The sequence below is a fragment of the Fusicatenibacter sp. genome (assembly GCF_977045365.1).
This window is the reverse complement of sequence record NZ_CDRRUH010000001.1, coordinates 122,082-148,776: the sequence shown is the minus strand read 5'-3', so window position 1 is coordinate 148,776 and position 26,695 is coordinate 122,082. Positions and strand designations below refer to the sequence as shown.

Here is a 26,695-nt window from a genome sequence, read left to right as displayed (position 1 = left end):
CAAAAAAACAGGACAGGAGGGCAAGCATGAATCAAGAACTGATGACATTGGATTTTTGGCAGGACACGGTCATATATGAAGGCAAAACATTTCCTATCGGTACTCTTGCCTGTGATGCGCTGAATGTCCCTGCGGATACCATTGCTAAAATGAACGAGCAATGCGAGAAAATCAATCTGCTGCTTGGAATATTAAACACCGGACAGGATGCTTCTGCACTCTTTCCTATGGCAAAGGAAGCTGCGTTGGCAATGTTACATATTCTCAGTCAAACCCCACCGTTTTCCTATATGAATATCCCAAAGCACAGAGAACGGATTGAAAAAGTCTTTACTGCGGACAATGCGCTGAAATATGTGGAGTTTGCCATAAAAGCCGCAACCAATTCCTTGCAGTTTGAGGAAGTTCCGAACTATGCTGATGCAATCATGCTCCAGCGTTACACCGCTGTATTCGGGCATCTGGCATACTCTCTCGGAGAATACCAAGCCGCAATGCTTGATTTTGCGGAAAAATCAGACGGAAACGAAGCAGATCGCACCGCAGATGGCTTCGCCAAAATGTTCGGCAGCTATTTCCCGCCGGAGTTCTCTATCACAGAGGGCAATGCCTGGATGTCTACCCTGAACAATTCCGTTCAGTATGTATCAGTCATCCGTCCCGGCGAAAAAGTGGCAAAGCTGGTCAAGCGGATGCACTATGTATCCTTTGTAGGAATGTTCCGATCTGATCTTTTTGAGGGCTTGTGTGTCGGTCATGCACCGAAGAAATGTAAAATCTGCGGTAAATGGTTTCTGACTACCAACGCAAGGCATACCAAATACTGCGGCGGCTATGCGCCGGGGGACAAGCTACACCGCACCTGCCGACAGATCGGCAATCTGAAAGGCAGAGAACAACGGGAGCTTGCAGACGATCATCCTGTTATCCAGATATACGAAAAGCGGCTGAATACCATAAACCGCTATATCAAGCGTGGCAAACTGGATGAGGATTTAGCAGAGGTTATGAAGAAACTGGCGAAAGATAAGATGCTCCGGGCAAAAAGTAATGTCGCTTATGCCCAGGGTGCTTATGAAAAAGAAATGGAACAGGCTAATTTGAAGAAAGAAGCAATGAGAAAACTTTGAAGTTTGCAGGGGGAAATTTATGGATTACTGTGAAAACAATTTAACGTATCAGGACTATGTTTCATTAAGAAATTCTGTTGGTTGGGATAATTTTGCCGAAGAACAGGTTGCAAAATCTATAGGTAATAGTTTATATAGCGTCACTGTTTTAGAACATAATAACACTATTGCAATGGGAAGATTAATTGGAGATGGAATTTATTATCTGATAGCTGATGTAATTGTAAAACCAGAATTTCAGGGAATGGGGATTGGAAGTAAAATTATTGATATGCTTTTAACATATGTGGATAATAGAACTCCGATCGACGGCAGGTCAAGTGTTCAACTGATTGCCGAACAGGGTAAAGAAAACTTTTATATAAAAAAAGGATTTAAAATTATCCCACATCAATTTTGCGGCTCTGGTATGCGCAAAATCATTAGAAAGTAAAAATAAAAATTATGCTTCGATGAAGATATATAAACACCATTAATACGGAGGAGGTGCGCTATGTTGCATTCTTTTACATGGAATATGACCGGATACATACCAAAATACGCTGTCAATCCGCACGGTGATGGTATCATTCCCTATATGGCAGAGCGCATCTTCCAACTGGAACCGGAGCCGCCAGCGGTGGGCAGTCTGAATGAATATATCCTGTCTGCCTTGCGGGAAAAGAATTTGATATATTTCTCGTTCTTCCTCCACCATTATGAGCCACAGCTCAATAAGCGCATCAAAGGCTTTTGGGGTGTGGATGGCGGCGATCTGTACGATACAGACCGTTTTATAGATATAAAGCTCTCCTGCAGGGAACAAATGCTCCAAAAGCTGATGGACTATGATCCTGCCAAGGGTGCGGAGTATGCTACATACATTTTCCCGTTCATCCGGGATGCTATGCTCCGCTTCCGCATGGGCGAAGAAAAATGGTCGGTATCCTCTCTGACCAATTATAAAATGGTGCGGTCAATGGCTTGGCTGTACCATAACACCAAGGATGCGGTCAGCGAGTTTTCCAAAAAGTATAACTGTGACTTTGCCCTTGCGGAAGAATATCTGAGAGTTGTTCGAGGTATCCGCAATCAGCAACCATTCTATGTGACAGATGAGGACGGCGAGGAAACGGGCGAAGATGTTGCTCTTGATGATACTTGGAACTACTCCGACATCCTCTGGAACGGCATACAGGCAGAAAAGGTGCAGCGAGCTTTTGATAAGCTGAACTACCGGGAACAGACCTTGCTTGAAAAGCGGCTGGCAATCTGCATGACCTGCGGGCATGTCGGCTCATGGAAAGGCCGTCCCACCTTTGAGGAACTGGCTGTAATGTTTGAGGGCAGCACTGCCAGCGGTGCGGAGCGAGCCTACCGCAGAGCAGTGGACAAACTGACAGAATTGTTGGTTGCCGAGGGCGCAATCCATGCTGTCCGCTTGAAACAGAAATCCAAGACCAAACGAAAAAAGAAAATCGCCACCGCAATCTACGAATACCAAGCAGACTGCGACGGCGAATGGGGCCAGATTTCATTTGATTTTGAGAACGGCACATCAGAAATAGTCCGACTTGCCGATTGGGATACAATGAAAACAAACCGCTTTGCGAACAAGGCAATAGCCTACCTTCTAAACTGCGAAAACGAGAAGTTGCCAAAGGAAACGATAGTAGCGTTTGAACTATAAAAGGAAATTGACGAGGAACGAGAATGAAAACAATCGCAATCATAGATGATGATATTCATATTGGAGATATGCTGAGAGAAGTGCTGGTGCAAGAGGGCTATTCTGTTCTTCGTGCATACTCCGGCACAGAAGCGTTATATCTTCTTTCACAAAACAAGCCCGATTTGGTGCTGCTGGATCTGATGTTGCCGGGATTGTCTGGCGAGGAAGTTCTGCCCCACATTGAGAACATTCCTGTTATCGTTCTCAGCGCAAAAGTAGATGTGCAAGACAAGGTAAATCTTCTGCTGGGCGGTGCGGCAGATTACATGACCAAGCCTTTTGATACAAAGGAGCTTCTTGCCCGTATCACTGTTCAGCTCCGCAAGGCAGAACAACATGGCGAAACCAAATCTCTTTCCGTTGGCGATTTGGTTTTGGATATGGTTTCCCTTTCTCTGACAGTACAGGAGCAGCCTGTGAAGCTGACCCGAACGGAGTATGCCATCTTAAAACTGCTGATGGAAAATCCCAAACAGGTAATTTCAAAGAGTGTCCTGCTTGACAGAATCAGTCTGGACACACCCGACTGCACCGAGCGTTCTTTGAAGCAGCACATCAGCAATCTTCGTAAAAAGATGCAGGATGTCAGCGGTGTAGACTATATCGAAACAGTCTGGGGAATTGGTTTCAAATTGGCAGAACAAAAAATCTTGACCAAATCTTGACGTTTTTCTTGACCACTTTCTTGACTTTTGTTTTGTAAACTTAGGTCAGCAAAGGAGGTAATACAATATGAACTATATTTTGCAAACAAACAGCCTGACAAAAAAGTATAAAAACTTTCAGGCATTGAATGGTCTTACTATGAATGTTCCCAAAGGTTCCATCTATGGCTTTGTGGGAAAGAACGGCGCTGGTAAGACAACCCTGATCCGCTTGATCTGCGGATTGCAGGAACCGACTTCCGGTAGCTTTTCTCTGTACGGCATCCGCAATGACAGCAAGGATATTATCAAATCCCGCCGTCGCATGGGTGCTGTGGTGGAAACACCGTCCATCTACATGGATATGACTGCGGAGGAAAATCTGAAGCACCAGTATCTCATTCTTGGTCTGCCATCATTTGATTGTATTCAGGAATTGTTGAAGCTGGTAGGTCTCGACAACACGGGAGAGAAAAAAGCGAAGAACTTCTCCCTCGGTATGAAGCAGCGTCTGGGCATCGCTATCGCATTAGCCGGTGATCCCGACTTTCTTGTTCTTGATGAGCCTGTAAATGGTCTCGACCCTCAGGGTATTGTGGAAATGCGAGAACTGATTTTGAAGTTGAACCGAGAAAAACAGATTACAGTTCTTATTTCCAGTCACATTCTGGATGAACTTTCCCGTCTGGCTACTCATTACGGTATCATTGATAATGGTCGCATGGTGAAGGAACTGAGTGCAGAAGAACTGGACACAGTTTGCCGCAAGTGTGTCCGCATGGAAGTGACCGATACTTCTACTCTGGCTCGTGTGCTGGATTCCATGAATCTGGAATATAAAATTATCTCCGCAACAACAGCCGATGTGTTCGCAAAGATCAATGTGACACAGCTGACCGTTGTACTGGCAAAGGAAAACTGCGAAGTGCTGTCTATGCAGGAAAAAGATGAAAGTTTGGAGAGTTATTACATCTCTCTGGTTGGAGGTGATAATAATGCGTAAACTTTTTCGAGCAGCCTTTTACCGTACAGAGAATAAAAAAATGATTCGAATAGAATTAGTGATTGCTGTATTGCTTTCCGCATTCATCATCCTCAACGGTTACTTCCAGACGAATTTGACTAATGCATACATCTATAAGCTGGTCGCCCGTTTTTTTGGATATTCACCCCTGATGGGACCATTTATCGCCGTATTTGCCGCATATTTGTGGGGAACAGACTATGAATATGGAACTCTGCGCAATAAACTAATCTGCGGACACACTCGTGAAGAAGTTTATTTTTCCAATCTTCTCCTGACCATATGTGCTGGACTGAGTACTGCACTAATCTGGTTGATAGTTAATGGGATGCTGGGTATTCCGCTACTGGGTACGGCAAGCCTGAACCTCTCTTTGGGAGAGATGGCATTTTATATTTTTTCAAGCCTTTTGATGGTCGTTGCACTCTCCAGCGTATGTTGTCTGTTGGCAAGTCTGGCGGAGAACAAAAACTCAGCGACACTTCTTTGTCTGGGAGCTGTAGCTGCAATGGTCATAATCGGGATGCTCCTTTATGATCGTTTTGCAGAACCAGAGTTATTGGATGGATGGATGTGGAGTGATACAGACCCAACTGTGCGATGGCATCCCCAAAATATCAAATTCATCGGTGGAACATTTCGTATCCTGCTGGAATTTCTTATCTGTCTGACACCTGGAGGACAAGGTGTAATTCTTTGCGAAGAAGGGGTGGAACACCTGATTTTTCTTCCATTGTGCTCTGCGTTTGTAATTTTTTCAACATCTCTTATAGGAAGTCGTTCCTTTAAGAAAAAGAACCTAAAGTAAGGAGGTAGAAAGATGTTCCCTTGGATTTTGTGTTGTATTTTGCTAATTGTTGTATTTTTTCTAATCACAAAGATTATTTTTATAGAAAAAAGTATTGATGAAATTCATACAGAATTCCAGGAACGTCTTTCCTCCGACACAAACACTCTGATTGATATTTCTTCCAGCGACCCTCATCTGAGAAAACTGGCTTCGGAGATTAATATCCAGCTTCGATTGCTCCGCAAGGAACGCCATCGTTACCAACAGGGCGATCTGGAACTGAAAGAAGCTATCACCAATATTTCCCATGACCTGAGAACTCCGCTTACGGCGATAAACGGTTATCTTGACCTATTGGAACGAGAGGAAAAAAGCGAAACGGTACACTGCTATCTTTCTCAAATCCAAAACAGAACAGATGTTTTAAAAAATCTAACCGAAGAACTATTCAGATATAGTGTGGTTACTTCTTTTCAGGAACTGAAACCAGAACGTATGGATGTTGTCCGGGCATTGGAGGAAAGTCTGCTGTCTTTCTATGCGGTCATGCAGGAAAAAGGCATCCAACCGGAAATCGAATTGCCGGAGGAACCGGTTTTCCGTGAACTGGATGCAGGTGCGGTCAACCGTATCTTTTCCAACATTATCAGCAATGCGCTGAAATACTCTGACGGCGATCTGTCCGTAGTCATGGATAAGAACGGCTGTGTTACATTCAGCAACACGGCGCACAATCTGAATTATGTGACGGTCGGCAGATTGTTTGACCGTTTCTATACAGTAGAAGCCAGTCGCAATTCAACCGGTTTGGGATTGTCCATCGCCAAGCTGCTGATTGAGCGTATGGGCGGAAGTATTGGAGCAATCTACAACAATGACAAACTGCAAATCAAGATAATCTTTGCAAAATGAAATAAAAAAGAGTTTATATGAACGGAGGTGTTTTGATTATGAAGAAATACTTGAAGGAGATACTAATACTCTTAATTCAATTATTTATGTTTTATGTATTTCCATTATTTGCAGGACCAACAGACGTTATGGGAATGATAGTTTTGCTTATTTTAGCAACATTATTGCTTTCAATTCTAATTGGCAGCATTTCAAATCTGAAAGTAAAGTACTTGTATCCAATAATCATAGCAATTACATTTGTGCCATCTGTGTTTATATACTATAACGAGACAGCATTGATACATTCGCTTTGGTATTTGGCAGTATCATCCTTTGGTTTGATAATCGGCATGGTCATTCATAAATTGATTCTTAAAAAGTAGAAAGAGCAAAACTTTCAAAGGCTACCCAGTCAAAAAGATTGGATAGCCTTTATTTATGTTTTCTAAAATTAAAGTTGAATATCTGCCTTAGCCAATAACTATGGGCTTAGAGGTTTAGTGAGCCAGGCAAATCGCTCCAATCGCCGTATCCACAGATTTATACTCTGTAACAGTTTTTCAAATAGGTTTTGGAATCTCCGTTCAATATCAAATCAGCATATCCAATCGGGTCATTGTAAATCAGATAATCCAGTTCCGACCTCTGATACATATTGTCGGCAACCTCGTTCTCAACCGCAATCGTATCAATCGCAATCATACTACCATCAAAGAATTTCAGTTCCACACAAGCGGTATCCATGTTAAACTTACAAGAAATCAATCTATCCATAAGAAACCTCCATTTTACGGGATGTTATATCATCCCAAAATATTTGAATGCTTCTCGGATTGCTTTCTCTTTTTCCGGTGGACACAGAGGCTGTCTGGAATCTTCGGACTTCGGCAGATTGTAGTTCTTACCAACCTCAATCCCACATTTCCGCTTAATCTGTGAGATATACAGGTTTGATACCTTTAATCCGCTATGTTCCAGTACATAGTCCTTGATCTGCGTGTAGGTTGCCCCATCTTGAAATTCGGACATATCCATATCTTCTAAAGAGAACTCAACCCGAATCTTTTTCGAGTCGACCTCACCCTTGGAAAGCAAAACAACCGTCTCGACATGGCACGTCATCGGAAACTGATCAACCCCTCTTACCTTCTTCACTTCATACCCCAGTTCCCCGAGCACCTTCACATCGCGTGCGAGTGTCGCGGAATCGCATGAGACATACACAATCCGGTCCGGCTGCATGCTGGCCATGGTGTGGAGGAGATTTTCTTCACAGCCTTTGCGCGGCGGATCGACGACAATGACATCGGCATGCGCCTGTTCGCCCGGATGGTCTTTGGCGTACTGGTTGTAATAGGACGGAAGTATTTCTTCGGATTTTCCAACGAAAAATTCTGCATTTTCGATCTGATTGATTTTTGCATTATTTTTTGCATCCGCAATCGCTTCCGGGACAATTTCCACACCGTAAACTTTTTTTGCTTTCTGCGCAAGGAACAGCGAAATTGTTCCGATGCCGCAGTACAAGTCCCAAACGGTTTCATTACCGGTAAGACCCGCATATTCCAGGGCAAGGCCATACAGCCTTTCGGTCTGGGCCGGATTGACCTGGTAGAACGACAGTGGGGAAATCTGGTATTTTACATTTCCTATATAGTCGGTGATATAGCTCTGTCCCCAAAGACAATGGATTTCTTTCCCCATGATAACGTTGGTTCGCTCACGGTTTACGCTAAGTGAAATGCTCGTCATTCCTTTCAGTTCCGTCAGAGAGCCGATCAGTTTTTCCTCTGCCGGCAGCTTCTTTCCGTTCACAACCAGACAGACCATAATCTCTTTCGTTGTAAATCCAAACCGGATCAGAACGTGACGTACCAGGCCTTTGCCGGTCTCTTCGTTGTATGCCGGAACACGGTTCTCTTCCATCCACGTAAGCACACGGTTCAGGATTTCTTCATTTTGTTCCACTCCAAGATAACAATTCCGGTTTTCCATAATCTGATGCGTTCTTCCCGCATAAAATCCGGTGATCCGTTTTCCGTTTTTATCCTGGCCGATTGGAAACTGTGCTTTATTTCGATAGCGGAACGGAGTTTCCATCCCTACAATCGGCTCCATCGGTATTTCTGTCATACCGCCGATGCGCTGAAGATTTTCAGCGATCTTTTTTTCTTTAAACCGCAGCTGTTCTGCGTAGTCGAGCATTTGAAGCTGACATCCGCCGCAGGGACGTGCAACCGGGCAGATTGGCTCGACGCGGTGTTCCGAGGGCTTGATCAAGCGCATCAGCCGCGCGTAGCCGTAATTTTTCTTTGCTTTGATCACTTTTACCTCGGCAAGATCGCCGATGACGGTGTCCTTGACAAAGAGGGTATAGCCCTCGCATTTGCCTATACCCTCTCCGTCGTGTCCCATATCTTCAATTTTCACCGTCAGTACATCATTTTTCTGATAGCTCATGAAAAGTCTCCTGTTCTGCGGATATTGGATTCAAAAAATCTGTTGTAGCCAAGCCATTCATTACCGATCGGCGCTGCATCGAACAGCTCCGTCAGCGTTTCCATTTTGGCATCGGCATTGTCTGCAAGATTCAGCGCTACGGCCTCTACCATTGCCGGTTTTTTCGGGGAACCGTATTCCAGCTCTCCATGATGTGCCAAAATGCAGTGTTTCAGCTGGTTTTCTAACTCCAATGGAAAATCAGCTATTTTCTGTGCCGCATCGTGCACCATCTCTGCCCCGATCATAATGTGGCCAAGAAGCTGTCCGTCGTCGGTGTAATCATTCTGCGGAAATAATGAGAGCTCTTTCGTTTTTCCGATATCGTGCAGAATTGCCGCTGTAATCAACAGATCACGGTTCAGAATCGGATACGATTTTGCCATAAAATCGCAGAAACGGGTGACACTTAACGTATGCTCCAAAAGGCCGCCGACAAATCCGTGATGCACGCTTTTTGCCGCAGAGCTCATGCGGAACCGTTTTGCGGTCTCCTGATCCTGGATGAAATAATACGTCAGCAGTTCGGAGAGATACTGATTTTTCACCGTTCCGATCCAGGAGAGCAGCTCCTGATACATCGTATTGATGTCGTAACGGCTCGTCGGCAGATAGTCCGCCGGATTATATTCGCCCTCTTCCGCTTTTCTTGCATTTTTAATGGAAACCTGAAGTGCTCCATTGAAACTGGAAACATCTCCCATAATATCTACATAATCCAGTGCTTCAAATTCACGGATTCCCATAGAATTCGGATCCCAGATTTTCGCATCGATCGTACCGGTTTTATCCTGTAAGATCACGTTTTCGTACTGTTTTCCGTTTTTGGTAACAGCCGACTGTTTATGTTTGCAGAGATAAATTCCGGAAATGCGGTTTCCTTCCCGGAGTTCGTTGATATACTTCATAAAAATAAATCCTCTTTTTCTAAAATAAATGCGGACACAGTGTTCCGTTTTTGTTTCTATGATGCCGTTTTTATGATGCAAAGCCTGTGCTCCTGCATGCCTTACCAATTCTACCAGATTTTCCTGCAGAATGCACGTATTTTTTCATCCGCCAGTGGAAAACCATTCGAAAAGAAAAGCTTCCGGAAGCCCCACCGGCTGAAACCGGCTTTTTCTGCTCCCGAAAGCCTCTGTTTTTTATACTTCCCCAATCGTCACATCAAACGTCATCTCCGCATACCCTTCGGCGCCTTTCCGCATCGCCGTCACGGTAACCACGTCTCCTGTGCTGTATTTGCCAAGCTGTTCATGGTACTGTTTGATCGTCTCAACCTTGTGCTCCCCGAGCTTTACAATCACATCGTACTCTTTCATGCCCGCCATCATCGCCGGAGAATCGTCTGCGACGCGGCTGATGAGAACGCCTTTTGGGATGCCGGTTTTATCGGAAAGCTCTTCTGTGACGTCCTGCCCGCGGATGCCGATATAAGCGCGGCTCACGTTGTTGGAAAGATTTTCGATCAGCTTTTTGATCTGGGAAATCGCAATGCCCGTCACCACGTTGTTTCCCTTGGCACTGTAGCTCTGTGCGATAATTCCCACAATTTCGCCGTCGAGATTCACCAGAATACCGCTGCCGTCCGTGCTGCCGAGAATATCAGTGGTGAGCAGATTGTACTCATTGTCCAGCGCGGAAATCTTGTTCGTAACCGAAGTCACCACGCCGTACGCTATCGAATCGCTGTAGCCAACCGGACTTCCGACCGCCACGACCGGATCGCCCTGGCTCACAAGATACGAACTGCCGAGCGGCGCAATCGCAAGACCGTCCCGCGTCTCCTCATCCAGCTTCGATTCGTCCACCTTTACAATCGTAAGGCCGGTGCTCGGATCGTGGCGCTGGTATGTGGCATCCACCATAGTCTCATCCCAGAACGTGACCTGAATCCGCTCCACATTTTCCACAATGCGGTATTCCGTCAGAATAAAGAGATCCTGCCCGTTGTCCGCAACGATCAGGCCGGAAATCTGCTGCTGGTTTTCATAGTTCTGGTTAAAATAGTCCATCTGATTCGTAATGCCGATGACGGTAACCAGCGCTCGTTTTGGTTTTTCCGTTACTTCCAGCATATCCTGGTAGAGCGCTTCATAATTTTTCAGGCTGCTGTCCTTTTCCTCCGCATCCGTTTCCCCATCGACACTGGAAACCTCACCGCTCTCCTCCGTCTCTTCGGAAGTGCTGTTTTCTGTTCCCTCTGCCGCTCCGTTCTCCTCCGTGCTTTCGGAAACCGTACTTTCGGATACACTGCTTTCTGAAGTACTGCTATCCACTGTGGAACTGCTGATTTCCGAACCGGAACCGCTGCTGTCTACCGGCGCACTCGCAGAAGATGCCGTAATCGTCTCATCCGGCTCCTGTCCATTGTTCGGGTCTTCATCACCCGGGATATCCACTTTGGCTGGCGGCTCCTCTTTTGTGATGGCACCTGCAATCTTTGGTTCTGTCACCGCAAATACCGCGGCCGCAACCAGACCTCCAAGTGCTGCAATGACCAGCCATCCGGCGATCAGAAGAACAATCTTTTTCCAGTCGGGCGGCTGCTTTTTGATGCTCTCTTTCATGAATTTGTAAGGTTTTGGGTCATTTTCCATACATTTCTTTCTCCATACATCTGTATTCCATACCGAACTGCTCTGCGCATATGCGCTTCCGCAATCTTCACATATATAAAAACTTTACCAGATAGATATGAACATTTTATGAAGACTGTTACATTTTTTTCTCATTTGCGCAACATCCTTGATTTTCTCGTTCTTGGGGTTTCTTTCTTTTCTTTTTTAAGGTATAATTGGTGGAGTGGAAAAACCTGTGACCCACATTCCACTTCCGGTCTGTACTTCCCGTGCAGATATATGATCAGATCGCTACTGTTCACTCAGCAGTGAAACACTTGCTGTTTCGCTGCGTAAGAAAGTGATTCAGGTGTGAGCAGCCCTCCTTTTGCGAAGCAAAACTTTAAATAAGGGCTGCGAATGTTACAGTTCGCAGGGTACCTGTAAACTGTAACATCAGATCCGTGCGGTATTGCATCAAAAATACCGCGTTATCTGTAGACAATGACTGAATTATGAATTACGAAAAGGTAAGTATTATGAATCAGAAAGCATTAAAAACGCTCGAATACGACAAAATTATCGAACAACTGGCTTCGTATGCCAGTTCTCCGCTGGGCCGGAAGAAATGTCTGGAACTCGTTCCTTCTTCTTCCCTCTCCCAGATTACACGGATGCAGCACGAGACACACGACGCGCTCACCCGGCTCTTTAAAAAAGGCCACATTTCCTTTGGTGATGCCAAAGATATCCGCGGCGCATTAAAGCGTCTCGAAATCGGCAGCTCCATGAACATCACGGAGCTTCTGCAGACCGCCGCACTTCTGGAAAACACGGCACGCGTCAAGGCGTACGGCCGCCGCGAAAATGCGGACCAGACGCCGGACAGCCTCGAAGATCTCTTCGAAACACTGGAGCCTCTGACGCTGCTTTCCACGGAAATCCGCCGCTGTATTCTCTCCGAGGATGAAATCAGCGATGATGCAAGCCCGAATCTGCGCCGCATCCGTCGTTCCATCAAATCGTGTGAGGAAAAAATCCACAGCCAGTTAATCTCGCTCGTCAACGGTTCCTACCGCACGTATCTGCAGGATGCCGTCATCACGATGCGCGACGGCCGCTACTGTATCCCGATCAAATCCGAGTACAAAGGCCAGGTTCCTGGCATGGTACATGACCAGTCCTCGACCGGTTCCACCTTCTTTGTCGAGCCGATGGCCGTTGTCAAACTGAACAACGATATCCGTGAGCTGGAAATCGAAGAAGCAAAAGAAATCGAGGTCATCCTCTCCACCTTAAGTGCTCAGGCGGACCTGCACCGCGATGAGATCCGTTACGACCTCGAAAACATGGTGGAGCTTGACTTCATCTTCGCGCGCGCCGCTCTTGCAATGGAGCAGAACGCCAATGAGCCGATCTTCAACACCGAAGGTAAAATCCACCTGCGCAAGGCACGCCACCCGCTGATCAATGCGAAAAAAGTCGTTCCGATTGATCTGTCGCTCGGCGAAGATTTCGACCTTCTGATCGTCACCGGACCGAATACCGGCGGTAAGACGGTTTCCTTAAAGACGGTCGGACTCTTAACACTGATGGGCCAGTCCGGACTTCACATTCCGGCACTCGACCGCTCCTCCCTTTCTGTTTTCGACGAGGTTTACGCCGATATCGGTGATGAGCAGAGCATCGAGCAGTCGTTGAGTACCTTCTCCTCCCACATGACGAATGTGGTTTCCTTCCTCGACAAGGCAGACCGCAATTCCCTCGTCCTGTTCGATGAGCTCGGCGCCGGTACCGACCCGACAGAGGGCGCGGCGCTTGCCATCGCGATCCTCTCTACGCTCCACGAGCGCGGCATCCGCACCATGGCAACGACACACTACAGTGAACTGAAAATCTATGCCTTATCCACACCGGGCGTGGAGAATGCCTGCTGTGAATTCGATGTCGAGACTTTAAGCCCGACATACCGCCTGCTCGTCGGCGTTCCTGGAAAGAGTAATGCGTTTGCGATTTCCAGCAAACTCGGCCTGCCGGACTACATCATCAACAAGGCAAAAGACGAAATCAGCGAGCAGGATGAATCGTTTGAGGACGTTCTGACCACTCTCGAGCAGAACCGGATCACGCTGGAACGCGAAAAAGAAGAGCTTGCCCGCACCCGCGCGGAAGTCGAATCCCTGAAGCAGAGCCTTGCCAAGAATCAGGAACAGATCGATGCAAGAAAAGAAAAGATGATCTCCAATGCAACCGAGGAGGCACAGAGAATTCTCCGCGAGGCGAAGGAATACGCCGACCAGACGATGCGCGATTTCCAGAAATTTGGAAAAGAGAATGTTTCCGTCCGCGAAATGGAGCAGAAACGTACCGCTCTGCGTGAAAAGATGAACAAGCTCGATAAGAAAAAGGCGAAGGAAGTGCCGAAGCGCACCGGAAATCTCCGCCCGCAGGATCTTCATCTCGGCGATGCCGTCAAAGTCTTAAGCATGAATCTCAAAGGTACTGTCAGCACCCGCCCGGATTCGAAGGGAAATCTCTTCGTCCAGATGGGTATCATGCGGACCAAAGTGCATATCTCCGACCTTGTGCTGATCGACGAGGCTGTCATTACCGGCCCGTCCATTTCCCGCACAAGCAGCGGAAAATCGAAGCTTTCCAAGGCTGCCACGATTTCTACCGAGATCAATCTGCTCGGAAAAACGGTGGATGAAGCGGTTGCCGAACTCGACAAATATCTCGATGACGCTTATCTCTCCCATCTGCCGAGTGTCCGCGTTGTCCACGGAAAAGGAACGGGCGCACTGCGGAAAGGCATTCACAATTATCTGCGCCGCCAGAAACACGTAGCGGACTTCCATTTAGCGGAATTCGGCGAGGGCGATGCCGGCGTTACGATTGTTACGTTTAAGAAATAAAAACTCAGGAAAATATGGGACGGAACGCATACTGTATGCGGTTCCGTCCTGTCCCCAGTGAAGGAGAATCTTTTATGGCTTCCAAACAGAAAATTCTGATCGTCGATGACGATAACAATATCGCAGAACTGATTTCTCTCTATCTGACCAAGGAATGCTATGACACAAAAATTGTAAACGATGGAGAAGAGGCTGTCCGGGAGTTTCACTCCTTCCAGCCGAACCTGATTCTGCTCGACCTGATGCTGCCCGGCATGGACGGCTACCAGGTCTGCCGCGAAATCCGGCACGATTCCGATGTTCCGATCATCATGCTCTCGGCAAAGGGCGAGGTGTTCGACAAAGTCCTCGGCCTGGAGCTCGGCGCGGATGACTACATCATCAAACCATTTGATTCCAAGGAGCTCGTTGCCCGTGTGAAAGCAGTGCTGCGGAGATTTCAGCCATCACGCACGATCCCGGTGTCCGCGACCGCAGGAAAATGTGTCGAGTACCCGGATCTTATCATCAACCAGACGAACTATTCCGTCATTTACCAGGGCCGCACCGTCGATATGCCGCCGAAGGAACTGGAGCTTCTCTACTTCCTTGCTTCCTCACCAAACCAGGTCTTTACGCGGGAACAGCTCCTCGACCATATCTGGGGCTATGAGTACATCGGCGATACCCGCACGGTAGACGTTCATATCAAACGTCTCCGCGAAAAAATCAAGGACCATGCCTCCTGGGCCATCACGACGGTCTGGGGCATCGGTTACAAGTTTGAGGTCAAAAAATAATGCGACGCACGCTTTACCGGAAATTAATTCTCATTTATGTCATTCTCGCCATTGCCGGCTTTACGCTGATCTCAACGGTCGGCTCCCGCATGGTAGAGGACAGTCTGATCTCCAGCGCGAGCACCAGTCTGTACCGGGAGGCCACGCAGATCGCTTCCAGACAGGGCGACCTTTATTACCACAGTGAGCGTTCCCTGACGGATCTTTACAATTCGCTCAGTGCACTGGCTTCCTATCACAATTCCCGGATCTGGCTCATCAGCGCAGACGGGGAAATTCTGCTGAACACGGCAGCTGCGCTCGATGAGGAAAACCCGGAGATCATCGACGGTTTTGATCCGGTTGCGCTCGGCAGCGAGTATTACAGCACGGGAACGTTTTTCGGCTATTTCGAAGACAAGATGCTGAGCGTCATGGTTCCCGTCACCTCCGATTTGCGGATCAAGGGCTATGTCGCCATCCACCTTCCGCTGCAGGACGTCTATCAGCAGAGGGAAAGTCTGCTGGCGCGGATTGATTTTCTGTTCCTGCTCGTGTTCGGACTCTCGTTTGTGATTCTGATCTTTTTCTCCCTCGTCGTGTACCGGCCGCTGAAAAAGATCATCAACGGTGCAAAGGAGTATGCCTCCGGCAACCTGACCCACAAAATTGATGTTAAATCTCACGATGAGATGGGGTATCTCGCTTCCACGCTGAACTACATGTCCGGCGAGCTGAACAAGACCGGCGAATACCAGCGGAAATTTGTGGCGAACGTCTCTCACGACTTCCGCTCACCGCTGACCTCGATCAAAGGCTACGTGGAGGCAATCCTCGACGGAACGATTCCGCCGGAAATGCAGGAAAAGTATCTGAAAATCGTTCTGTTTGAGACAGAACGGCTGCACAAGCTGACGCAGAGCCTGCTGACGCTGAACGACATCGACGATAAAGGGAATATGCTCGATCTGACCTCGTTTGACATCAACGCCGTCATCAAGGATACCGCCGCTTCGTTTGAGGGAACCTGCACGAAAAAGCGGATTTCCATTTCACTGATCCTCGCATCGCGTACTTTGTATGTCTGCGCCGATATGGGAAAAATCCAGCAGGTGCTGTACAATCTGATTGATAATGCAATCAAATTCAGCAACAACGATTCCACCATCACGGTTGAGACAACGGAGAAGCACGGAAAAGTCTTCGTTTCCGTCAAGGATACCGGCTGCGGCATTCCAAAGGCAAGCATTACCAAAATCTGGGAGCGCTTCTACAAGCTCGATGCCTCCCGCGGAAAAGACCGCAAAGGAACGGGACTGGGACTTTCGATCGTCAAAGAGATCATCGCTGCGCATAACCAGAATATCAATGTCATCAGTACAGAGGGCGTTGGTACGGAATTTATCTTTACACTCGCCAAAGGCGAAGCACCAAAATAAGCCCCTCCGCCGAGGGGCTTTTTTGCCAGACATATCAAACTAACTCTGGAGGTAATTTTCACTATGAACCCAAACACCATTGATTCCATCATCAAACAGCTCATTGCATCCCACACCACCATTTCCACCATGGAAAGCTGCACTTCCGGCCTGATCGCCTCCCTGATCACCGACACCGAAGGCGCCTCCGCCATTTTCCCCGGCGGCTACGTAACATACCTGAACGAAACCAAAGTCCTCGTCGGCGTCGACCCTGCCGTCATCAAAACCCACGGCGTCTACTCCCCCGAATGCGCCGAAGCCATGGCCCGCACAGCACAGAAAAACCTGCATACCGCCATCGCCATCGGAATCACCGGCACAACCGGAAACCTCGACCCGAACAACGCTGACAGTGTACAGGGCGTCGTTTACTTCTGTATTTTATACAAAGACCAAGCCCACACCTTCACCTTCCAGACCGACGTCTCCGGCATGACCCGAAACGAAATCAAACATCTTTACGCAGAGCAGGTCTTTGCCGAATTGAAAACACTCCTCACTACCCCATGAAGAAACGGAGCTGATCCCTCATGAAACAGACCAAAAACCTCCCCTTGACCCTCAACATCGTCACCGCCCTCCTCCTCGCCGCGACCGCCTTTTTTATCTATCTCCACGCCGCAGCCCACACCGATCTCTCTCTGACGCTGGCTATCACCTTCGCGACCACCACCTACCACTTCGCCATCCGCCTCCTGACCGGCTTCGTTTTCCAACATATAATGAAAAACCATGCCGATCTTACCCGCTCCTGGTACCAGCTCCGCCCCTTCGAGCAAAAGCTCTACCGCACTCTCCGCGTCAAGACCTGGAAATCGAAACTTCCTACTTACTACCCTGATCTCTTCGATCCCAGCCTCCACACCCTCCCCGAAATCGCCGGCGCCATGTGCCAGGCTGAACTCGTCCACGAAGTCATCATCCCCTTAAGCCTCCTCCCTATCCTAGCCTCCCACTGGTTCCACGCCTTCCCCGTCTTTCTCCTGACCTCCCTTGCCGCATCCCTCTTCGATCTCCTCCTCGTCATCACCCAACGCTACAACCGCGACAGAATCCTTCGGATTCTTACCAAAAAGAAAACCAACGAATCCCTTTTTCCCCACAAAAAAAAGACGTAACGGCTTTTCCATCACCTTTACGTCTTTTTCTCCTTTTTCCCCAGCCGAGCGCAGCAATGGCGTCCGCCTGCGCAATCAGGGGCTTCGGGCCGCAGGATGTGGAAACGGAATCCCGTCCGTCTACCTCCACTCATGCGTCCGCAAATGCCCCGCGAGCTGCATATGGTCAAAGTTATTCTGCCGCAGTGCCTCGTACAGCACAATCGCCACCGAGTTTGACAAATTCAGCGACCGGATATCATTAATCATCGGAATCCGCACCGCCGTCTCCTGATTGTCATACAGAATATCTTCCGGAATCCCCGCACTTTCCTTCCCGAACATAATAAAGCAGTCCTCTTCATACTGCACATCCACATACGTCTGCGGCCCCTTCGTCGTCGCATAGTAAATCTTCGCCCCCGGATTTCTCTCCTGAAAATCCTCGTAACTCTCATACACCGTCACATCCAGCTTCGGCCAGTAATCCAACCCCGCGCGCTTCACCGCCTTGTCCGAAATATCAAACCCCAGCGGCTTAATCAGATGCAGCCTCGTCCCCGTCGCCACACACGTCCGTCCGATGTTGCCTGTATTTGCCGGAATCTCCGGCTCATGAAGAACAATATTCAAATGTGCCATTTTACCAATCACTCCTGTCGTATATTTAAGCCTTATCTGCCAACCCGGTACATCTCATCCATCTGCGGCTTGTCCAGATACCGGACCTCTTCCCCATTCCGGAGAATCCGGTCCTTCCCGGATGTCGTCCGTCCAATCATCGCCGATGGAATCCCTTCGAGTGCCATTTTCTGCACCAGCCCCTCGCCGTCCGCAGCCGCAATCAGCAGCGATCCCGTCGAAAGCATCTGATACGGATTCACCCCGAAAAACTCACAGATCTCCACCGTCTCCTGCCGGATCGGAATCCTCTTCAGTGCCACATCAAGCCCGACACCCGCGCCGTCCGTCATCTCCCAGAGCGCCCCGAAAATCCCGCCCTCCGAGAGATCCTGCATCGCAGCCGCACCGTGCTCGACCGCAATCTCCGCCTCACGGCAGACAGAGTAATCCTCCGAAAAATCCGCCGCCCCATGGATAAATCCCGGAGAAAATCTCGTCAGAAGCTCATCCCTTCTTGTCTTTGCCAGATAAGACACCGCGCCGAGCGCAATCCCCTTCGTCACGACAAGATCCAAATCCGCTGTCACACACGACGGATCAAACAGCCCCGTACGCGTTGTCCCGCCTGCCGCCGTCACGGTAAGCACCGGATACGAAACCCCGTCCGTCACCTCCGTATGCCCGCCGATCACCGCAGTTCCATACCGCCCACACGCACCGTCAACTGCCCGCATCAGCTTCTTTAAATCCTTTTCTTCCATCGCCTCCGGCAGCATCAGCGACACCAGCACTCCTTTTGCCGATGCCCCCGCCGCAGCCACACTGTTGCACACCCGGCAGACCGCGAGCACCGCGTCCTCCGGATCCTTCACCAGCACCGGCGCACACGAAAACACCTGCGTCTCCTTTTCTCCTGCAATTGCCGATACCCCGCGTCCGACCGCCGGCCCCGCTGCGTCCTCTCTTTTCTGCCCCAGCATCTTAAACACCGAGCGCACCAGCACGCTCTGCTGTAATTTACCCTTTCGCATCCCTTGTCCTCCTCGAACTTCCTGTTTCAAACGAAAAAGCAGACGGAATCCGTACTCCTTTTCCCTCTGCTTTCCCATTTTTCACGGAAAATGTTACAGTTCACTGGTTCCCAGCGAACTGTAACCAGAAAACGCCTAGTCCTCATCGTCCTCCGTTTTCTCTGTATTGCTGCTGTCGTCCGTCTTTTCCGTATCATCCGAATCCGAATCATCGCTGCTGTCTTCCTTCTTCTCCGAAGAACTCGATGACGAACTGCTCTGGCTGTATTTCGCTGCAATTTCCTTTGCTTTTGCAAGATCATTTGCCGCAATCGCCGCCTGCATTTCCGCACGCGCCGCTGCATTGTCCGTTTTTGTTCCCACGGTATAGACATTCGATGTCATGCGGTAAGTGCTGGAATTCACCTGCTCCTTCGTCTCATTTCCATTGTCATTCACAATCTTCCACAGCCGCGCCGTCGAACCCTGATAGCCGTACGATGTCTGTTCAATTGTTCCAAACGATGCATTCGCATCTTCCGTCAGGCTCGGCGTCGGATCCTCCGTGCTTGTCGTCTCACTCTCATAGCGGACCGTGCGGTTCGGATCTCTCGTCTCATGGCCATAGATGGCAAAATGCAGGGTGCTTCCATCCGCGCTCGCCTCAATGTAAATCGGCGCATCGGTGTTGTTCACGAATTTCAGGTCTTTCAATCCTTCTGCAATCGCCGCATCCATCGACGGATCCACATAGTGGACAATCATGGAATGGCTGTACCGCTCCGTCACCTCAAGTTCCGCTTTCAGAACCGCAACATAAAGCGTTGTAGAAACCTGGCAGATACCGCCGCCGTACGAATCGACGACCTTGCCCATCTCATACGATGCCGCCAGTGCATAACCATTTTCCGCATCAAACGGCACAACGACCGCCTCTACGGAAAATTCCTCGCCCGGCTGTACCAGCGTTCCGTTAATCTTCTCTGCGCCGACTGCGACATTCTGTTTTCTGCCGCTCGTACCGTTGCCATACTCCGTCGTACCCTCGCCGAGCAGATCTTTGACAAGTGCAAGCTGCTCCGGATTGCCGCCTGCCGGTGTTTCTTCTGTTACCAGTTCTACGCCGCCGATGCCGCCCCGCCAGCTTGTCGTCAGGTAATTGACAACCTTCGCCGTGGACTCATCCACGTTGACGCTGCATCCGGTCTGGCCCGGATTGACGATAAATTCGCCGTTTTCGCGGGTCAGCGTTGCATCTGTTGCCTCGCGGTTCAGCACGGCCGTGTTGTTTTCTACCGCCTGGCGCGCTGCCTCGCCATCGACTGTATATTTCAGGGAAAACGTCACCGTCTCTCCCTTTTTGAGCCGGTTCTGTGTCAGGAACCGCTTCAGTACATTGCCTTCCTGCCCGATTGTGACGGCTTCTCTTGCCACCTCCGGGTTGGCACAGGAAAGTCCGAGATCCCCTGCTGTCACCTGTGCATTCTGCTCTCCGGCAGACAGGTTGATAACCGAGGGTTTTAACTGTTCAATTTTGTCGTTTACTGCCTGTGTGATCTGCTCTTCGGTCATACCGCCGACGGAAATGTCTTCTACATAGATTCCGTCCAGCGCTGTCCGGTCATCCGCTTTGACCGGTTCTGCCAGAAAGCAGAATGCGAATGCGATAAGCATCACCAGCATGCCTCTCATTTTTCTGCTGTTTTTCATACTGTGCCTCTTCTTGATCCGTTTCCCATTTCAATCTGTCTTTTACAGAATCTCTTTACACCAGCCATAAAAGTGCTGGAAGAACCATACCAAGCACCATAACCACTGCAAGAATCAATGCCAGTATCTTTGCTGCATTTCTCTTCTTTGCCAGCGGATCTTTCTTCTTTTTCTGTGCCTCTGTCGGGGCTTTTCGATTGACTTTATTACTCATCGTTCCATCCTTTCTTTTTCTCTTCTATTTTTTCTCAGTTCTCTGTCGTTTTTCCATTCTTCCATGTGCCAGAATAATCTGATCGATCATGCGGGATGCACGGCTTTTTGTGAGTGCTCCCCACTCCGGTTCGAGATCCAGCTCATGGTACCGGATCAGATCCGCCAGATATTTTTTCTGTGCCTCCGTCGCCGGAACCTCACGTTTCATTTTGGCCTTCAGAGGTGCTGCGGCAAACCATTCCGGGTGATCTTCCGAAAATCCTTCTTCCAGTTTTCGGAACAGTGCCAGCGTTTCCAGCACATCGTCCATTGCACGGTGTGCGTGTTCCCGCGGGATCTGATAGTAGCCGCAGAGTGCTTCAAGGCTTCTGCTCTCCAGATCCGGGAGGGCTTTCCGTGCAATTTTCAACGTATCCCACGCTTCTTTTTCAAAGTCCAGACGGGCATTGACGGCTGCCTGTTTGATAAAGCTGTAATCAAACAGAATATTGTGTCCCAGAAGCGGAAGATCCCCGCAAAAGTCCAAAAATCCGCGGACTGCGGTCTCCACATCCGGTGCATCCGCAATCATCTCATCCCGGATGCCGGTAAGCGCCGTGATCCGCTCCGGTACTTTTCTGCCCGGGTTCACAAACGTCTCGTACGATGCCGCCACCTTACCGCCTTGCACCTTTACCGCACCAATTTCCAGAATCTGGTCTTCCTTCACCGAAAGGCCTGTCGTCTCAAGGTCCAGTACTACAAAATTTTGAATTTTCATACGTATTTTCCTTTTCGGATCGCGTTTTATAGCGCAATATTAGTATCTCATGTTCTTTCAAAATGTCAAGCGTAAAAACAGCTGCCACAGTCAATCATCTCCGCATTTCCGGTCAGCGGATCGCGCTCCTGATAATCAAACAGAAGTACCGTCCGCGCCTTTTCCCCGCTTCCGAGCACATCATAGTCAAAAACTTCCAGATGTGTCATGCGCTGCAGCTGTTTCCAGTCATACGCATGATAGGACGGCAGGAGTGCTCTTGTCTCTGCTTCTTTCTGATAAAAATCACGCGATTCGTTTTTCCATTCGGAGGGGTCCTTTGCAAAATGCGGCCTCGTCTTCATATTTTCACGTGCGTACAGATCAAGTACCATCATCTGACGGAAGAACGCTTCGTCCTGCTGCTTTTCGTCCCGTAAAAACTCGAGCAGAATTTCATACCGCCCAATCCGGTTGTGCGCTGCTTCGCTGTAGCCCTTCGCACGGTAGAAATCGCCAAGCTCCTGAAAAAAATCGAAGGGATTCTCATATAATTTTTCAATCATCGGCAAGGTGTGGACAAACTGACCGCTGTTGTAATAGACTTCTACCATCTCCTCCACGTCTTTGAGTTTCAGCACATCGTCATACGGCAGCCATTTCGTGTACAGCACCTCATATGGCTCGCGCTCCTGATAATGACAGTCATACTCCGCTGTATGCTCATACATGAAAGAACCGCGCAGCACTTTTAAAAATCCAAGCTGTAACTGCTGCGGCCGCAGTGCATAGACATCTGCGAACGAACGGCGGAAGCTTGCATAATCCTCATACGGCAGTCCTGCGATCAGATCGAGATGCTGGTGAATATTTCTTCCTTTGGCAATCCGGTTTACAATCTCTGTCACTCTTCCAAAATCCATCTTCCTGTGGATCGCCTCGATCGTCTGCGGATTTGTGGACTGTACGCCGATCTCAAGCTGTACCAGCCCCGGACGCAGGGTATTCAAAAGTTCCAGTTCCTCCTCCGTGATCAAATCGGCGGCGATCTCAAAATGGAAATTCGTCACACCATTATCATGCTCTGCAATAAATTTCCAGATTTCCATCGCATGGTCTTTCTTGCAATTGAAGGTACGATCCACAAATTTGACCTGCGGCACCTTCTGCTCCATGAAAAAGGCGAGTTCCTTTTTGACCAGATCCAGATTCCGGAAGCGGAGCCGCTTGTCAATCGAGGAAAGACAGTAGCTGCACGAAAATGGACAGCCGCGGCTCGACTCATAATAAATGATGCGGTTCTCAAATTTTTTCAGATTCGCGTATGGGAAATCCACTTCGGACAGATCCATGACCGGACGCCATGGGTTGCTTTTAATCGCTCCGTCTGCATCACGGTATGTAATACCATGGATCTCCGTTAACGTTTTCCCTTCTGTGCCGTTCTCCTGATTCTGATAATATACGGCCAGTTCACGGAACGTCACTTCACCTTCGCCTTTCATAATTCCGGCAAGGAACGGATACTGCTCCAGCATCTCCTCCGCGTGATACGACACCTCCGGTCCGCCAAGCCAGATCTTCGTCTTAGGACTGATTTTGTGATATTCGGTAATCAAATCCTCGACGATGGATATATTCCAGATATAGCAGGAAACGCAGACGACATCCGCATGCGCCAGAAACAGACTCCGCAGCATGGAATCTTTCGACTGATTGATCGTAAACTCACGGATTTCCGGGAACACACCGGCTTTTTCCGCGCTCGCCTGCAGCGTGTAAACTGCGAGATTGGAATGAATATATTTTGCGTTGACCGCAGTCAGAATAATTTTCATAATAACTCTAATACTTCTCCTTCGTTCCTCTTTGCATACCCTTTATACTACCACATTCTCGAACGAAAATACACCGTCATTCCGCCAAAAGCATAAATTTTTCACATTTTCCCGACAAAACAGTTGCAATTTTCGTGAATTCATGTTATATTAACAAAGGTTTCCAACAGGAAATCAAAATGCCCAGATAGCTCAGTTGGTAGAGCAGAGGACTGAAAATCCTCGTGTCGCTGGTTCGATTCCGGCTCTGGGCATTTTTTTGTTGCTCGAAATCAGCATACACGTCAAAAAACTCTGCACCGGCACCGGATTTTTCTCCGAATACGGTACAGAGTTTTTCTTTTATCAGCATCACTGCCCGGACAGCACTTACGGGTTCTTCCGAAGTTCTGCCTCTTCCGCCAGATCCTCTGCCAGAATCGGGCGGTCTTTGTAGTAATACTTCTCATCATTTTCGTTGATCTCGCGGATCACGCGGCACGGGTTTCCGGCTGCCACGCAGTTGGCCGGGATATCTTTTGTCACAACGCTTCCTGCTCCGATCACGGTGTTATCTCCAATTGTCACCCCCGGGCAGATCGTTACGTTTCCGCCGATCCAGCAGTCATTGCCGATCGTGACGGGATCTGTGTACATGTATTCCCGCATCTTTGGATTAATCGGGTGACCGACTGTTGCAATTGTGACAGCCGGTCCAAACATCACGCGTTCGCCGATGGTGATCTGGCCGTCGTCGACGAAATTGCAGTTGAAATTAATGTAGCATCCATCCCCAATAGAAATGTGTGTGCCATAGCAGAAATACAGCGGCGGCTCAATCCATGCGCCTGTTTTCTTTCCGAAGATCTGCTCCATCAGTTCAAACCGTTTGTCAATCTCCTCCGCCGATGTCTCATTGAACGCTTTCATCAGCAGTTTTGCTTTCGTCCGCTCTGCGGGCATTCCCTCACACATATCCGTAAACAGATATCCTTCACGGATTCTGTCTTTCATTGTTTTTGCCATAAGAAATCCTTTCCTCTCAGATTCCTACAGATCTTTGATGACCTCCCATGCCTCATCATCAAATTTGCGGTCTCTGAAATAATACTGTTTATCCTCTTCTGTAATTTTCCGGATGACACGGCACGGATTTCCTGCCGCGATTGTCCAGTCCGGAATATCTTTTGTTACAACACTTCCTGCCCCGATCACGACATTGCTTCCGATATGTACGCCCGGCACAATAACCGTGTTTCCGCCAAGCCATACGTTGTCACCGATCGTTACCTCTATGCCGTATTCATAAGCGGAATTTCTTGCTGCCGGATGCACCGGATGACCTGCCGTATAGATGGCTACGTTCGGCGCCATCTGGCAGTTGTCCCCGATTTTGATTTTTGCCACGTCAAGCATCATGCAGTTATAGTTTGCAAAAAAGTTTTTTCCGACTTCGATATGGGAACCATAATCACAGTAAAACGGTGGGTTGACAAACGCCCCCTCTGATTTTCCAAACAGTTCTTTTACAATTGCCGCAATCCCGTCGAAATCGGAACGGTCGATCGTGTTGAGCCTCTGGGTCAGTCTTCTTGCGTTCATCTGCTGCTCCATCACCTCTGCATCGGAAATATACGGTAACTGCTGATCTCTTCTGTCTACATTTTTCATGATTCCATATCCTCCCTGGTAATGTTGTTCACCCACTGATATTTTTTATAATGCTTATAAACGGCAGGCAGTTTGATCATCTCGTCGAGATTTAATAAGAAATATACGACCATGACCGGCGTTTTGAACACAAACGCTGCCAGTGCTCCGATCGGTACGACAATCACCCACAGAGTGATCGTGTCGCAGATCATGCCAAACCGGGTGTCTCCGCCGGAACAGAAGATTCCGCCGACCACCGTCGCATTCATCGTCTTTCCGATCAGATAGTAGGCACAAATCAACAGCATCCCCTGCAGATAGCCTTTTGCCGTCGGACTCATCGTCGTACATGCCCGGACAATCAACGGACTTACCGCCAGCAGAATGAGGCCGGAAATAATTCCCGTTGCCAGTGCCAGATGGCATAACCGGTCGCCGTACTCTCTCGCTTTTTCCAGATTTCCGTCGCCAAGCTCATTTCCCACGAGGATGCCGCTTCCGCCGCTGATTCCGAACGCCACACAGAGAAGAATGTTCTTTGTGATGTTGGCAATGGAATTCGCTGCAACCGCGTCGCTTCCCATGTGGCCGAGGATGACGGAAAACATGGTAAATCCGCAGCCCCAGGCGAGCTCATTGGCAAGGATCGGCGTTGTGTAGCGTGCAAAATCCTTTCCGAGAAGCCCACTGTTTTTCAGCAGATATTCCACTCTGACCTTTACCGTATCGGTCCGCATATTTTCGATGAAACAGAGACCAAACTCCACGATACGTGCCAGCAGAGTTGCCACTGCCGCTCCGGCAACCGCCATTTTCGGAACCCCAAACAGGCCATAGATAAAAATCGCATTCAGGATCAGATTCAGCACGGTGGCACTCGTGCCGTAAATTGTGCTCCGCGTTGTTCTTCCCGTATTTTTCATGATGCACAGATAAACCTGTGAAATTCCGGAAAGCAGGTAGGACCAGCCGGCAATTTTCAGATAGCTGCTGCCAAGCCGGATCAGATCCTCCTCACTCGTAAAAATCCGCATCAGAAGCTGCGGGGCAAAAAAACATGCCAGAAAGAAGATGACGGAAATGACTGCTGCAAGCCGGAAAGCGAGCGCCATAATTTTTTCCACGGCTGTTTTATCCCCTTTGCCCCAATACTGCGCCGCCATGACGGTCGTTCCAATGGTGATGGCCGCATAGAACAGGCTCAGCACAAACGTGATCTGCGTGGCAAGAGAGACCGCCGACAGCGAGCTCTGGTCCAGCGTGCCGACCATCAGGGCATCGGATGCACTGACGAGCGCATTCATCACATTCTGGATCACCATCGGAACGAGGAGCGCCAGCAGTTTCGGATAAAATTCCGGATCTTTTTCCCTCGTTCTTCTCTGATTTTTCATGCTTTTCCCCCTTTTTCCTGTTTTATTC

General features: G+C 48.8%; 26 protein-coding genes and 1 tRNA gene. 14 read left to right on the top strand and 13 right to left on the bottom strand.

Going from position 1 to position 26,695, the window contains the following annotated elements:
- Positions 1–26: 26 nt before the first annotated feature.
- The 8 genes from ACY2VW_RS00750 (at position 27) to ACY2VW_RS00715 (ending at position 6,576) form a co-directional block, all read left to right on the top strand.
- Complete coding sequence (locus tag ACY2VW_RS00750) at positions 27–1,130, top strand: DUF6076 domain-containing protein (protein WP_461876661.1); 1,104 nt, start codon at positions 27–29, stop codon at positions 1,128–1,130.
- A gap of 19 nt (positions 1,131–1,149) precedes the next feature.
- The gene (locus ACY2VW_RS00745) at positions 1,150–1,563 is read left to right on the top strand and encodes a GNAT family N-acetyltransferase (protein ID WP_238033134.1); all 414 of its coding nucleotides are present in this window, start codon (positions 1,150–1,152) and stop codon (positions 1,561–1,563) included.
- 60 nt (positions 1,564–1,623) lie between these two features.
- Positions 1,624–2,799, top strand: coding sequence for a sigma-70 family RNA polymerase sigma factor (locus ACY2VW_RS00740; RefSeq protein WP_461876660.1), 1,176 nt, complete (start codon positions 1,624–1,626; stop codon positions 2,797–2,799).
- 23 nt (positions 2,800–2,822) lie between these two features.
- Positions 2,823–3,506, top strand: a complete 684-nt coding sequence (locus tag ACY2VW_RS00735; protein WP_055303618.1) for a response regulator transcription factor — start codon at positions 2,823–2,825, stop codon at positions 3,504–3,506.
- A 67-nt stretch (positions 3,507–3,573) separates the two neighbouring features.
- Positions 3,574–4,488 (top strand): ABC transporter ATP-binding protein, encoded by a 915-nt coding sequence (locus ACY2VW_RS00730; protein WP_055303617.1) that lies wholly within the window; start codon positions 3,574–3,576, stop codon positions 4,486–4,488.
- A complete protein-coding gene (locus tag ACY2VW_RS00725; protein WP_158557451.1) occupies positions 4,481–5,317 on the top strand; it encodes an ABC transporter permease subunit in 837 nt (278 codons plus the stop codon). Before ACY2VW_RS00730 ends, ACY2VW_RS00725 begins: the two co-directional genes overlap by 8 nt.
- A gap of 12 nt (positions 5,318–5,329) precedes the next feature.
- Positions 5,330–6,211 (top strand): sensor histidine kinase, encoded by an 882-nt coding sequence (locus ACY2VW_RS00720; protein WP_055303615.1) that lies wholly within the window; start codon positions 5,330–5,332, stop codon positions 6,209–6,211.
- Between the two features lie 38 nt (positions 6,212–6,249).
- A complete protein-coding gene (locus ACY2VW_RS00715; RefSeq protein ID WP_055303614.1) occupies positions 6,250–6,576 on the top strand; it encodes a hypothetical protein in 327 nt (108 codons plus the stop codon).
- A 157-nt stretch (positions 6,577–6,733) separates the two neighbouring features.
- Here ACY2VW_RS00715 and ACY2VW_RS00710 read toward each other — a convergent pair whose 3' ends face one another.
- The 4 genes from ACY2VW_RS00710 to ACY2VW_RS00695 all read right to left on the bottom strand — a co-directional run bounded on the left by ACY2VW_RS00710 (position 6,734) and on the right by ACY2VW_RS00695 (position 11,292).
- Positions 6,734–6,967 carry a DUF6061 family protein gene (locus tag ACY2VW_RS00710; protein ID WP_055303613.1) on the bottom strand — a complete coding sequence of 78 codons (234 nt, stop codon included), beginning with the start codon at positions 6,965–6,967 and terminating at the stop codon, positions 6,734–6,736.
- Positions 6,968–6,991: 24 nt separating this feature from the next.
- Entirely contained in the window at positions 6,992–8,653 is a 1,662-nt protein-coding gene (gene rlmD, locus ACY2VW_RS00705; RefSeq protein ID WP_461876659.1) for a 23S rRNA (uracil(1939)-C(5))-methyltransferase RlmD, read from the bottom strand.
- Positions 8,650–9,600 (bottom strand): 3'-5' exoribonuclease YhaM family protein, encoded by a 951-nt coding sequence (locus ACY2VW_RS00700; RefSeq protein WP_461876658.1) that lies wholly within the window; start codon positions 9,598–9,600, stop codon positions 8,650–8,652. Before ACY2VW_RS00700 ends, rlmD begins: the two co-directional genes overlap by 4 nt.
- Before the next feature lie 237 nt (positions 9,601–9,837).
- Positions 9,838–11,292: a S1C family serine protease gene (locus tag ACY2VW_RS00695; RefSeq protein ID WP_461876657.1), complete on the bottom strand. Its 1,455-nt coding sequence runs from the start codon at positions 11,290–11,292 to the stop codon at positions 9,838–9,840.
- 500 nt (positions 11,293–11,792) lie between these two features.
- Between ACY2VW_RS00695 and ACY2VW_RS00690 the strand changes: the two genes are divergently transcribed.
- From ACY2VW_RS00690 to ACY2VW_RS00670, 5 genes are all read left to right on the top strand, one after another.
- Positions 11,793–14,168, top strand: a complete 2,376-nt coding sequence (locus ACY2VW_RS00690) for an endonuclease MutS2 (RefSeq protein WP_055220632.1) — start codon at positions 11,793–11,795, stop codon at positions 14,166–14,168.
- Positions 14,169–14,242: 74 nt separating this feature from the next.
- Positions 14,243–14,947 (top strand): response regulator transcription factor, encoded by a 705-nt coding sequence (locus tag ACY2VW_RS00685; protein ID WP_022461607.1) that lies wholly within the window; start codon positions 14,243–14,245, stop codon positions 14,945–14,947.
- On the top strand, positions 14,947–16,365 hold the full coding sequence (locus tag ACY2VW_RS00680; RefSeq protein ID WP_461876656.1) for a HAMP domain-containing sensor histidine kinase: 1,419 nt from the start codon (positions 14,947–14,949) through the stop codon (positions 16,363–16,365). The genes ACY2VW_RS00685 and ACY2VW_RS00680 overlap by 1 nt, the downstream gene beginning before the upstream one ends.
- A gap of 63 nt (positions 16,366–16,428) precedes the next feature.
- Positions 16,429–16,917 carry a CinA family protein gene (locus ACY2VW_RS00675; protein ID WP_461876655.1) on the top strand — a complete coding sequence of 163 codons (489 nt, stop codon included), beginning with the start codon at positions 16,429–16,431 and terminating at the stop codon, positions 16,915–16,917.
- Between the two features lie 20 nt (positions 16,918–16,937).
- Positions 16,938–17,525 carry a glycosyl-4,4'-diaponeurosporenoate acyltransferase CrtO family protein gene (locus ACY2VW_RS00670; RefSeq protein WP_461876654.1) on the top strand — a complete coding sequence of 196 codons (588 nt, stop codon included), beginning with the start codon at positions 16,938–16,940 and terminating at the stop codon, positions 17,523–17,525.
- Between the two features lie 120 nt (positions 17,526–17,645).
- Here ACY2VW_RS00670 and trmL read toward each other — a convergent pair whose 3' ends face one another.
- From trmL to ACY2VW_RS00640, 6 genes are all read right to left on the bottom strand, one after another.
- Positions 17,646–18,146, bottom strand: coding sequence for a tRNA (uridine(34)/cytosine(34)/5-carboxymethylaminomethyluridine(34)-2'-O)-methyltransferase TrmL (trmL, locus tag ACY2VW_RS00665; RefSeq protein WP_461876653.1), 501 nt, complete (start codon positions 18,144–18,146; stop codon positions 17,646–17,648).
- A 32-nt stretch (positions 18,147–18,178) separates the two neighbouring features.
- On the bottom strand, positions 18,179–19,159 hold the full coding sequence (locus ACY2VW_RS00660; RefSeq protein WP_461876652.1) for an AIR synthase-related protein: 981 nt from the start codon (positions 19,157–19,159) through the stop codon (positions 18,179–18,181).
- A 135-nt stretch (positions 19,160–19,294) separates the two neighbouring features.
- On the bottom strand, positions 19,295–20,848 hold the full coding sequence (locus tag ACY2VW_RS00655; RefSeq protein WP_461876651.1) for a VanW family protein: 1,554 nt from the start codon (positions 20,846–20,848) through the stop codon (positions 19,295–19,297).
- A 55-nt stretch (positions 20,849–20,903) separates the two neighbouring features.
- Positions 20,904–21,062 (bottom strand): hypothetical protein, encoded by a 159-nt coding sequence (locus tag ACY2VW_RS00650; RefSeq protein ID WP_022462412.1) that lies wholly within the window; start codon positions 21,060–21,062, stop codon positions 20,904–20,906.
- Positions 21,063–21,086: 24 nt separating this feature from the next.
- A complete protein-coding gene (locus ACY2VW_RS00645; RefSeq protein ID WP_461876650.1) occupies positions 21,087–21,824 on the bottom strand; it encodes a 3'-5' exonuclease in 738 nt (245 codons plus the stop codon).
- A 65-nt stretch (positions 21,825–21,889) separates the two neighbouring features.
- On the bottom strand, positions 21,890–23,641 hold the full coding sequence (locus ACY2VW_RS00640; RefSeq protein ID WP_461876648.1) for a B12-binding domain-containing radical SAM protein: 1,752 nt from the start codon (positions 23,639–23,641) through the stop codon (positions 21,890–21,892).
- 181 nt (positions 23,642–23,822) lie between these two features.
- Here ACY2VW_RS00640 and ACY2VW_RS00635 point away from each other — a divergent pair.
- Positions 23,823–23,895 (top strand) — tRNA-Phe (locus ACY2VW_RS00635).
- Positions 23,896–24,010: 115 nt separating this feature from the next.
- On the opposite strand, the gene ACY2VW_RS00630 is transcribed toward ACY2VW_RS00635, so the two are convergent.
- From ACY2VW_RS00630 to ACY2VW_RS00620, 3 genes are read right to left on the bottom strand one after another with little or no spacing between them, the layout of a single operon-like run.
- Complete coding sequence (locus ACY2VW_RS00630; protein ID WP_461876647.1) at positions 24,011–24,646, bottom strand: sugar O-acetyltransferase; 636 nt, start codon at positions 24,644–24,646, stop codon at positions 24,011–24,013.
- 24 nt (positions 24,647–24,670) lie between these two features.
- Entirely contained in the window at positions 24,671–25,291 is a 621-nt protein-coding gene (locus ACY2VW_RS00625) for a sugar O-acetyltransferase (RefSeq protein ID WP_461876646.1), read from the bottom strand.
- A complete protein-coding gene (locus ACY2VW_RS00620) occupies positions 25,288–26,667 on the bottom strand; it encodes an MATE family efflux transporter (protein ID WP_461876644.1) in 1,380 nt (459 codons plus the stop codon). The genes ACY2VW_RS00625 and ACY2VW_RS00620 overlap by 4 nt, the downstream gene beginning before the upstream one ends.
- Positions 26,668–26,695: the final 28 nt, after the last annotated feature.

Bases quoted from the DNA above. Each gene is read 5' to 3' on its own strand.
- ACY2VW_RS00750 (WP_461876661.1), top strand. From the start codon at position 27: ATGAATCAAGAACTGATGACATTGGATTTTTGGCAGGACACGGTCATA.
- ACY2VW_RS00745 (WP_238033134.1), top strand. From the start codon at position 1,150: ATGGATTACTGTGAAAACAATTTAACGTATCAGGACTATGTTTCATTA.
- ACY2VW_RS00740 (WP_461876660.1), top strand. From the start codon at position 1,624: ATGTTGCATTCTTTTACATGGAATATGACCGGATACATACCAAAATAC.
- ACY2VW_RS00735 (WP_055303618.1), top strand. From the start codon at position 2,823: ATGAAAACAATCGCAATCATAGATGATGATATTCATATTGGAGATATG.
- ACY2VW_RS00730 (WP_055303617.1), top strand. From the start codon at position 3,574: ATGAACTATATTTTGCAAACAAACAGCCTGACAAAAAAGTATAAAAAC.
- ACY2VW_RS00725 (WP_158557451.1), top strand. From the start codon at position 4,481: ATGCGTAAACTTTTTCGAGCAGCCTTTTACCGTACAGAGAATAAAAAA.
- ACY2VW_RS00720 (WP_055303615.1), top strand. From the start codon at position 5,330: ATGTTCCCTTGGATTTTGTGTTGTATTTTGCTAATTGTTGTATTTTTT.
- ACY2VW_RS00715 (WP_055303614.1), top strand. From the start codon at position 6,250: ATGAAGAAATACTTGAAGGAGATACTAATACTCTTAATTCAATTATTT.
- ACY2VW_RS00710 (WP_055303613.1), bottom strand. From the start codon at position 6,967: ATGGATAGATTGATTTCTTGTAAGTTTAACATGGATACCGCTTGTGTG.
- rlmD (WP_461876659.1), bottom strand. From the start codon at position 8,653: ATGAGCTATCAGAAAAATGATGTACTGACGGTGAAAATTGAAGATATG.
- ACY2VW_RS00700 (WP_461876658.1), bottom strand. From the start codon at position 9,600: ATGAAGTATATCAACGAACTCCGGGAAGGAAACCGCATTTCCGGAATT.
- ACY2VW_RS00695 (WP_461876657.1), bottom strand. From the start codon at position 11,292: ATGGAAAATGACCCAAAACCTTACAAATTCATGAAAGAGAGCATCAAA.
- ACY2VW_RS00690 (WP_055220632.1), top strand. From the start codon at position 11,793: ATGAATCAGAAAGCATTAAAAACGCTCGAATACGACAAAATTATCGAA.
- ACY2VW_RS00685 (WP_022461607.1), top strand. From the start codon at position 14,243: ATGGCTTCCAAACAGAAAATTCTGATCGTCGATGACGATAACAATATC.
- ACY2VW_RS00680 (WP_461876656.1), top strand. From the start codon at position 14,947: ATGCGACGCACGCTTTACCGGAAATTAATTCTCATTTATGTCATTCTC.
- ACY2VW_RS00675 (WP_461876655.1), top strand. From the start codon at position 16,429: ATGAACCCAAACACCATTGATTCCATCATCAAACAGCTCATTGCATCC.
- ACY2VW_RS00670 (WP_461876654.1), top strand. From the start codon at position 16,938: ATGAAACAGACCAAAAACCTCCCCTTGACCCTCAACATCGTCACCGCC.
- trmL (WP_461876653.1), bottom strand. From the start codon at position 18,146: ATGGCACATTTGAATATTGTTCTTCATGAGCCGGAGATTCCGGCAAAT.
- ACY2VW_RS00660 (WP_461876652.1), bottom strand. From the start codon at position 19,159: ATGCGAAAGGGTAAATTACAGCAGAGCGTGCTGGTGCGCTCGGTGTTT.
- ACY2VW_RS00655 (WP_461876651.1), bottom strand. From the start codon at position 20,848: ATGAAAAACAGCAGAAAAATGAGAGGCATGCTGGTGATGCTTATCGCA.
- ACY2VW_RS00650 (WP_022462412.1), bottom strand. From the start codon at position 21,062: ATGAGTAATAAAGTCAATCGAAAAGCCCCGACAGAGGCACAGAAAAAG.
- ACY2VW_RS00645 (WP_461876650.1), bottom strand. From the start codon at position 21,824: ATGAAAATTCAAAATTTTGTAGTACTGGACCTTGAGACGACAGGCCTT.
- ACY2VW_RS00640 (WP_461876648.1), bottom strand. From the start codon at position 23,641: ATGAAAATTATTCTGACTGCGGTCAACGCAAAATATATTCATTCCAAT.
- ACY2VW_RS00630 (WP_461876647.1), bottom strand. From the start codon at position 24,646: ATGGCAAAAACAATGAAAGACAGAATCCGTGAAGGATATCTGTTTACG.
- ACY2VW_RS00625 (WP_461876646.1), bottom strand. From the start codon at position 25,291: ATGAAAAATGTAGACAGAAGAGATCAGCAGTTACCGTATATTTCCGAT.
- ACY2VW_RS00620 (WP_461876644.1), bottom strand. From the start codon at position 26,667: ATGAAAAATCAGAGAAGAACGAGGGAAAAAGATCCGGAATTTTATCCG.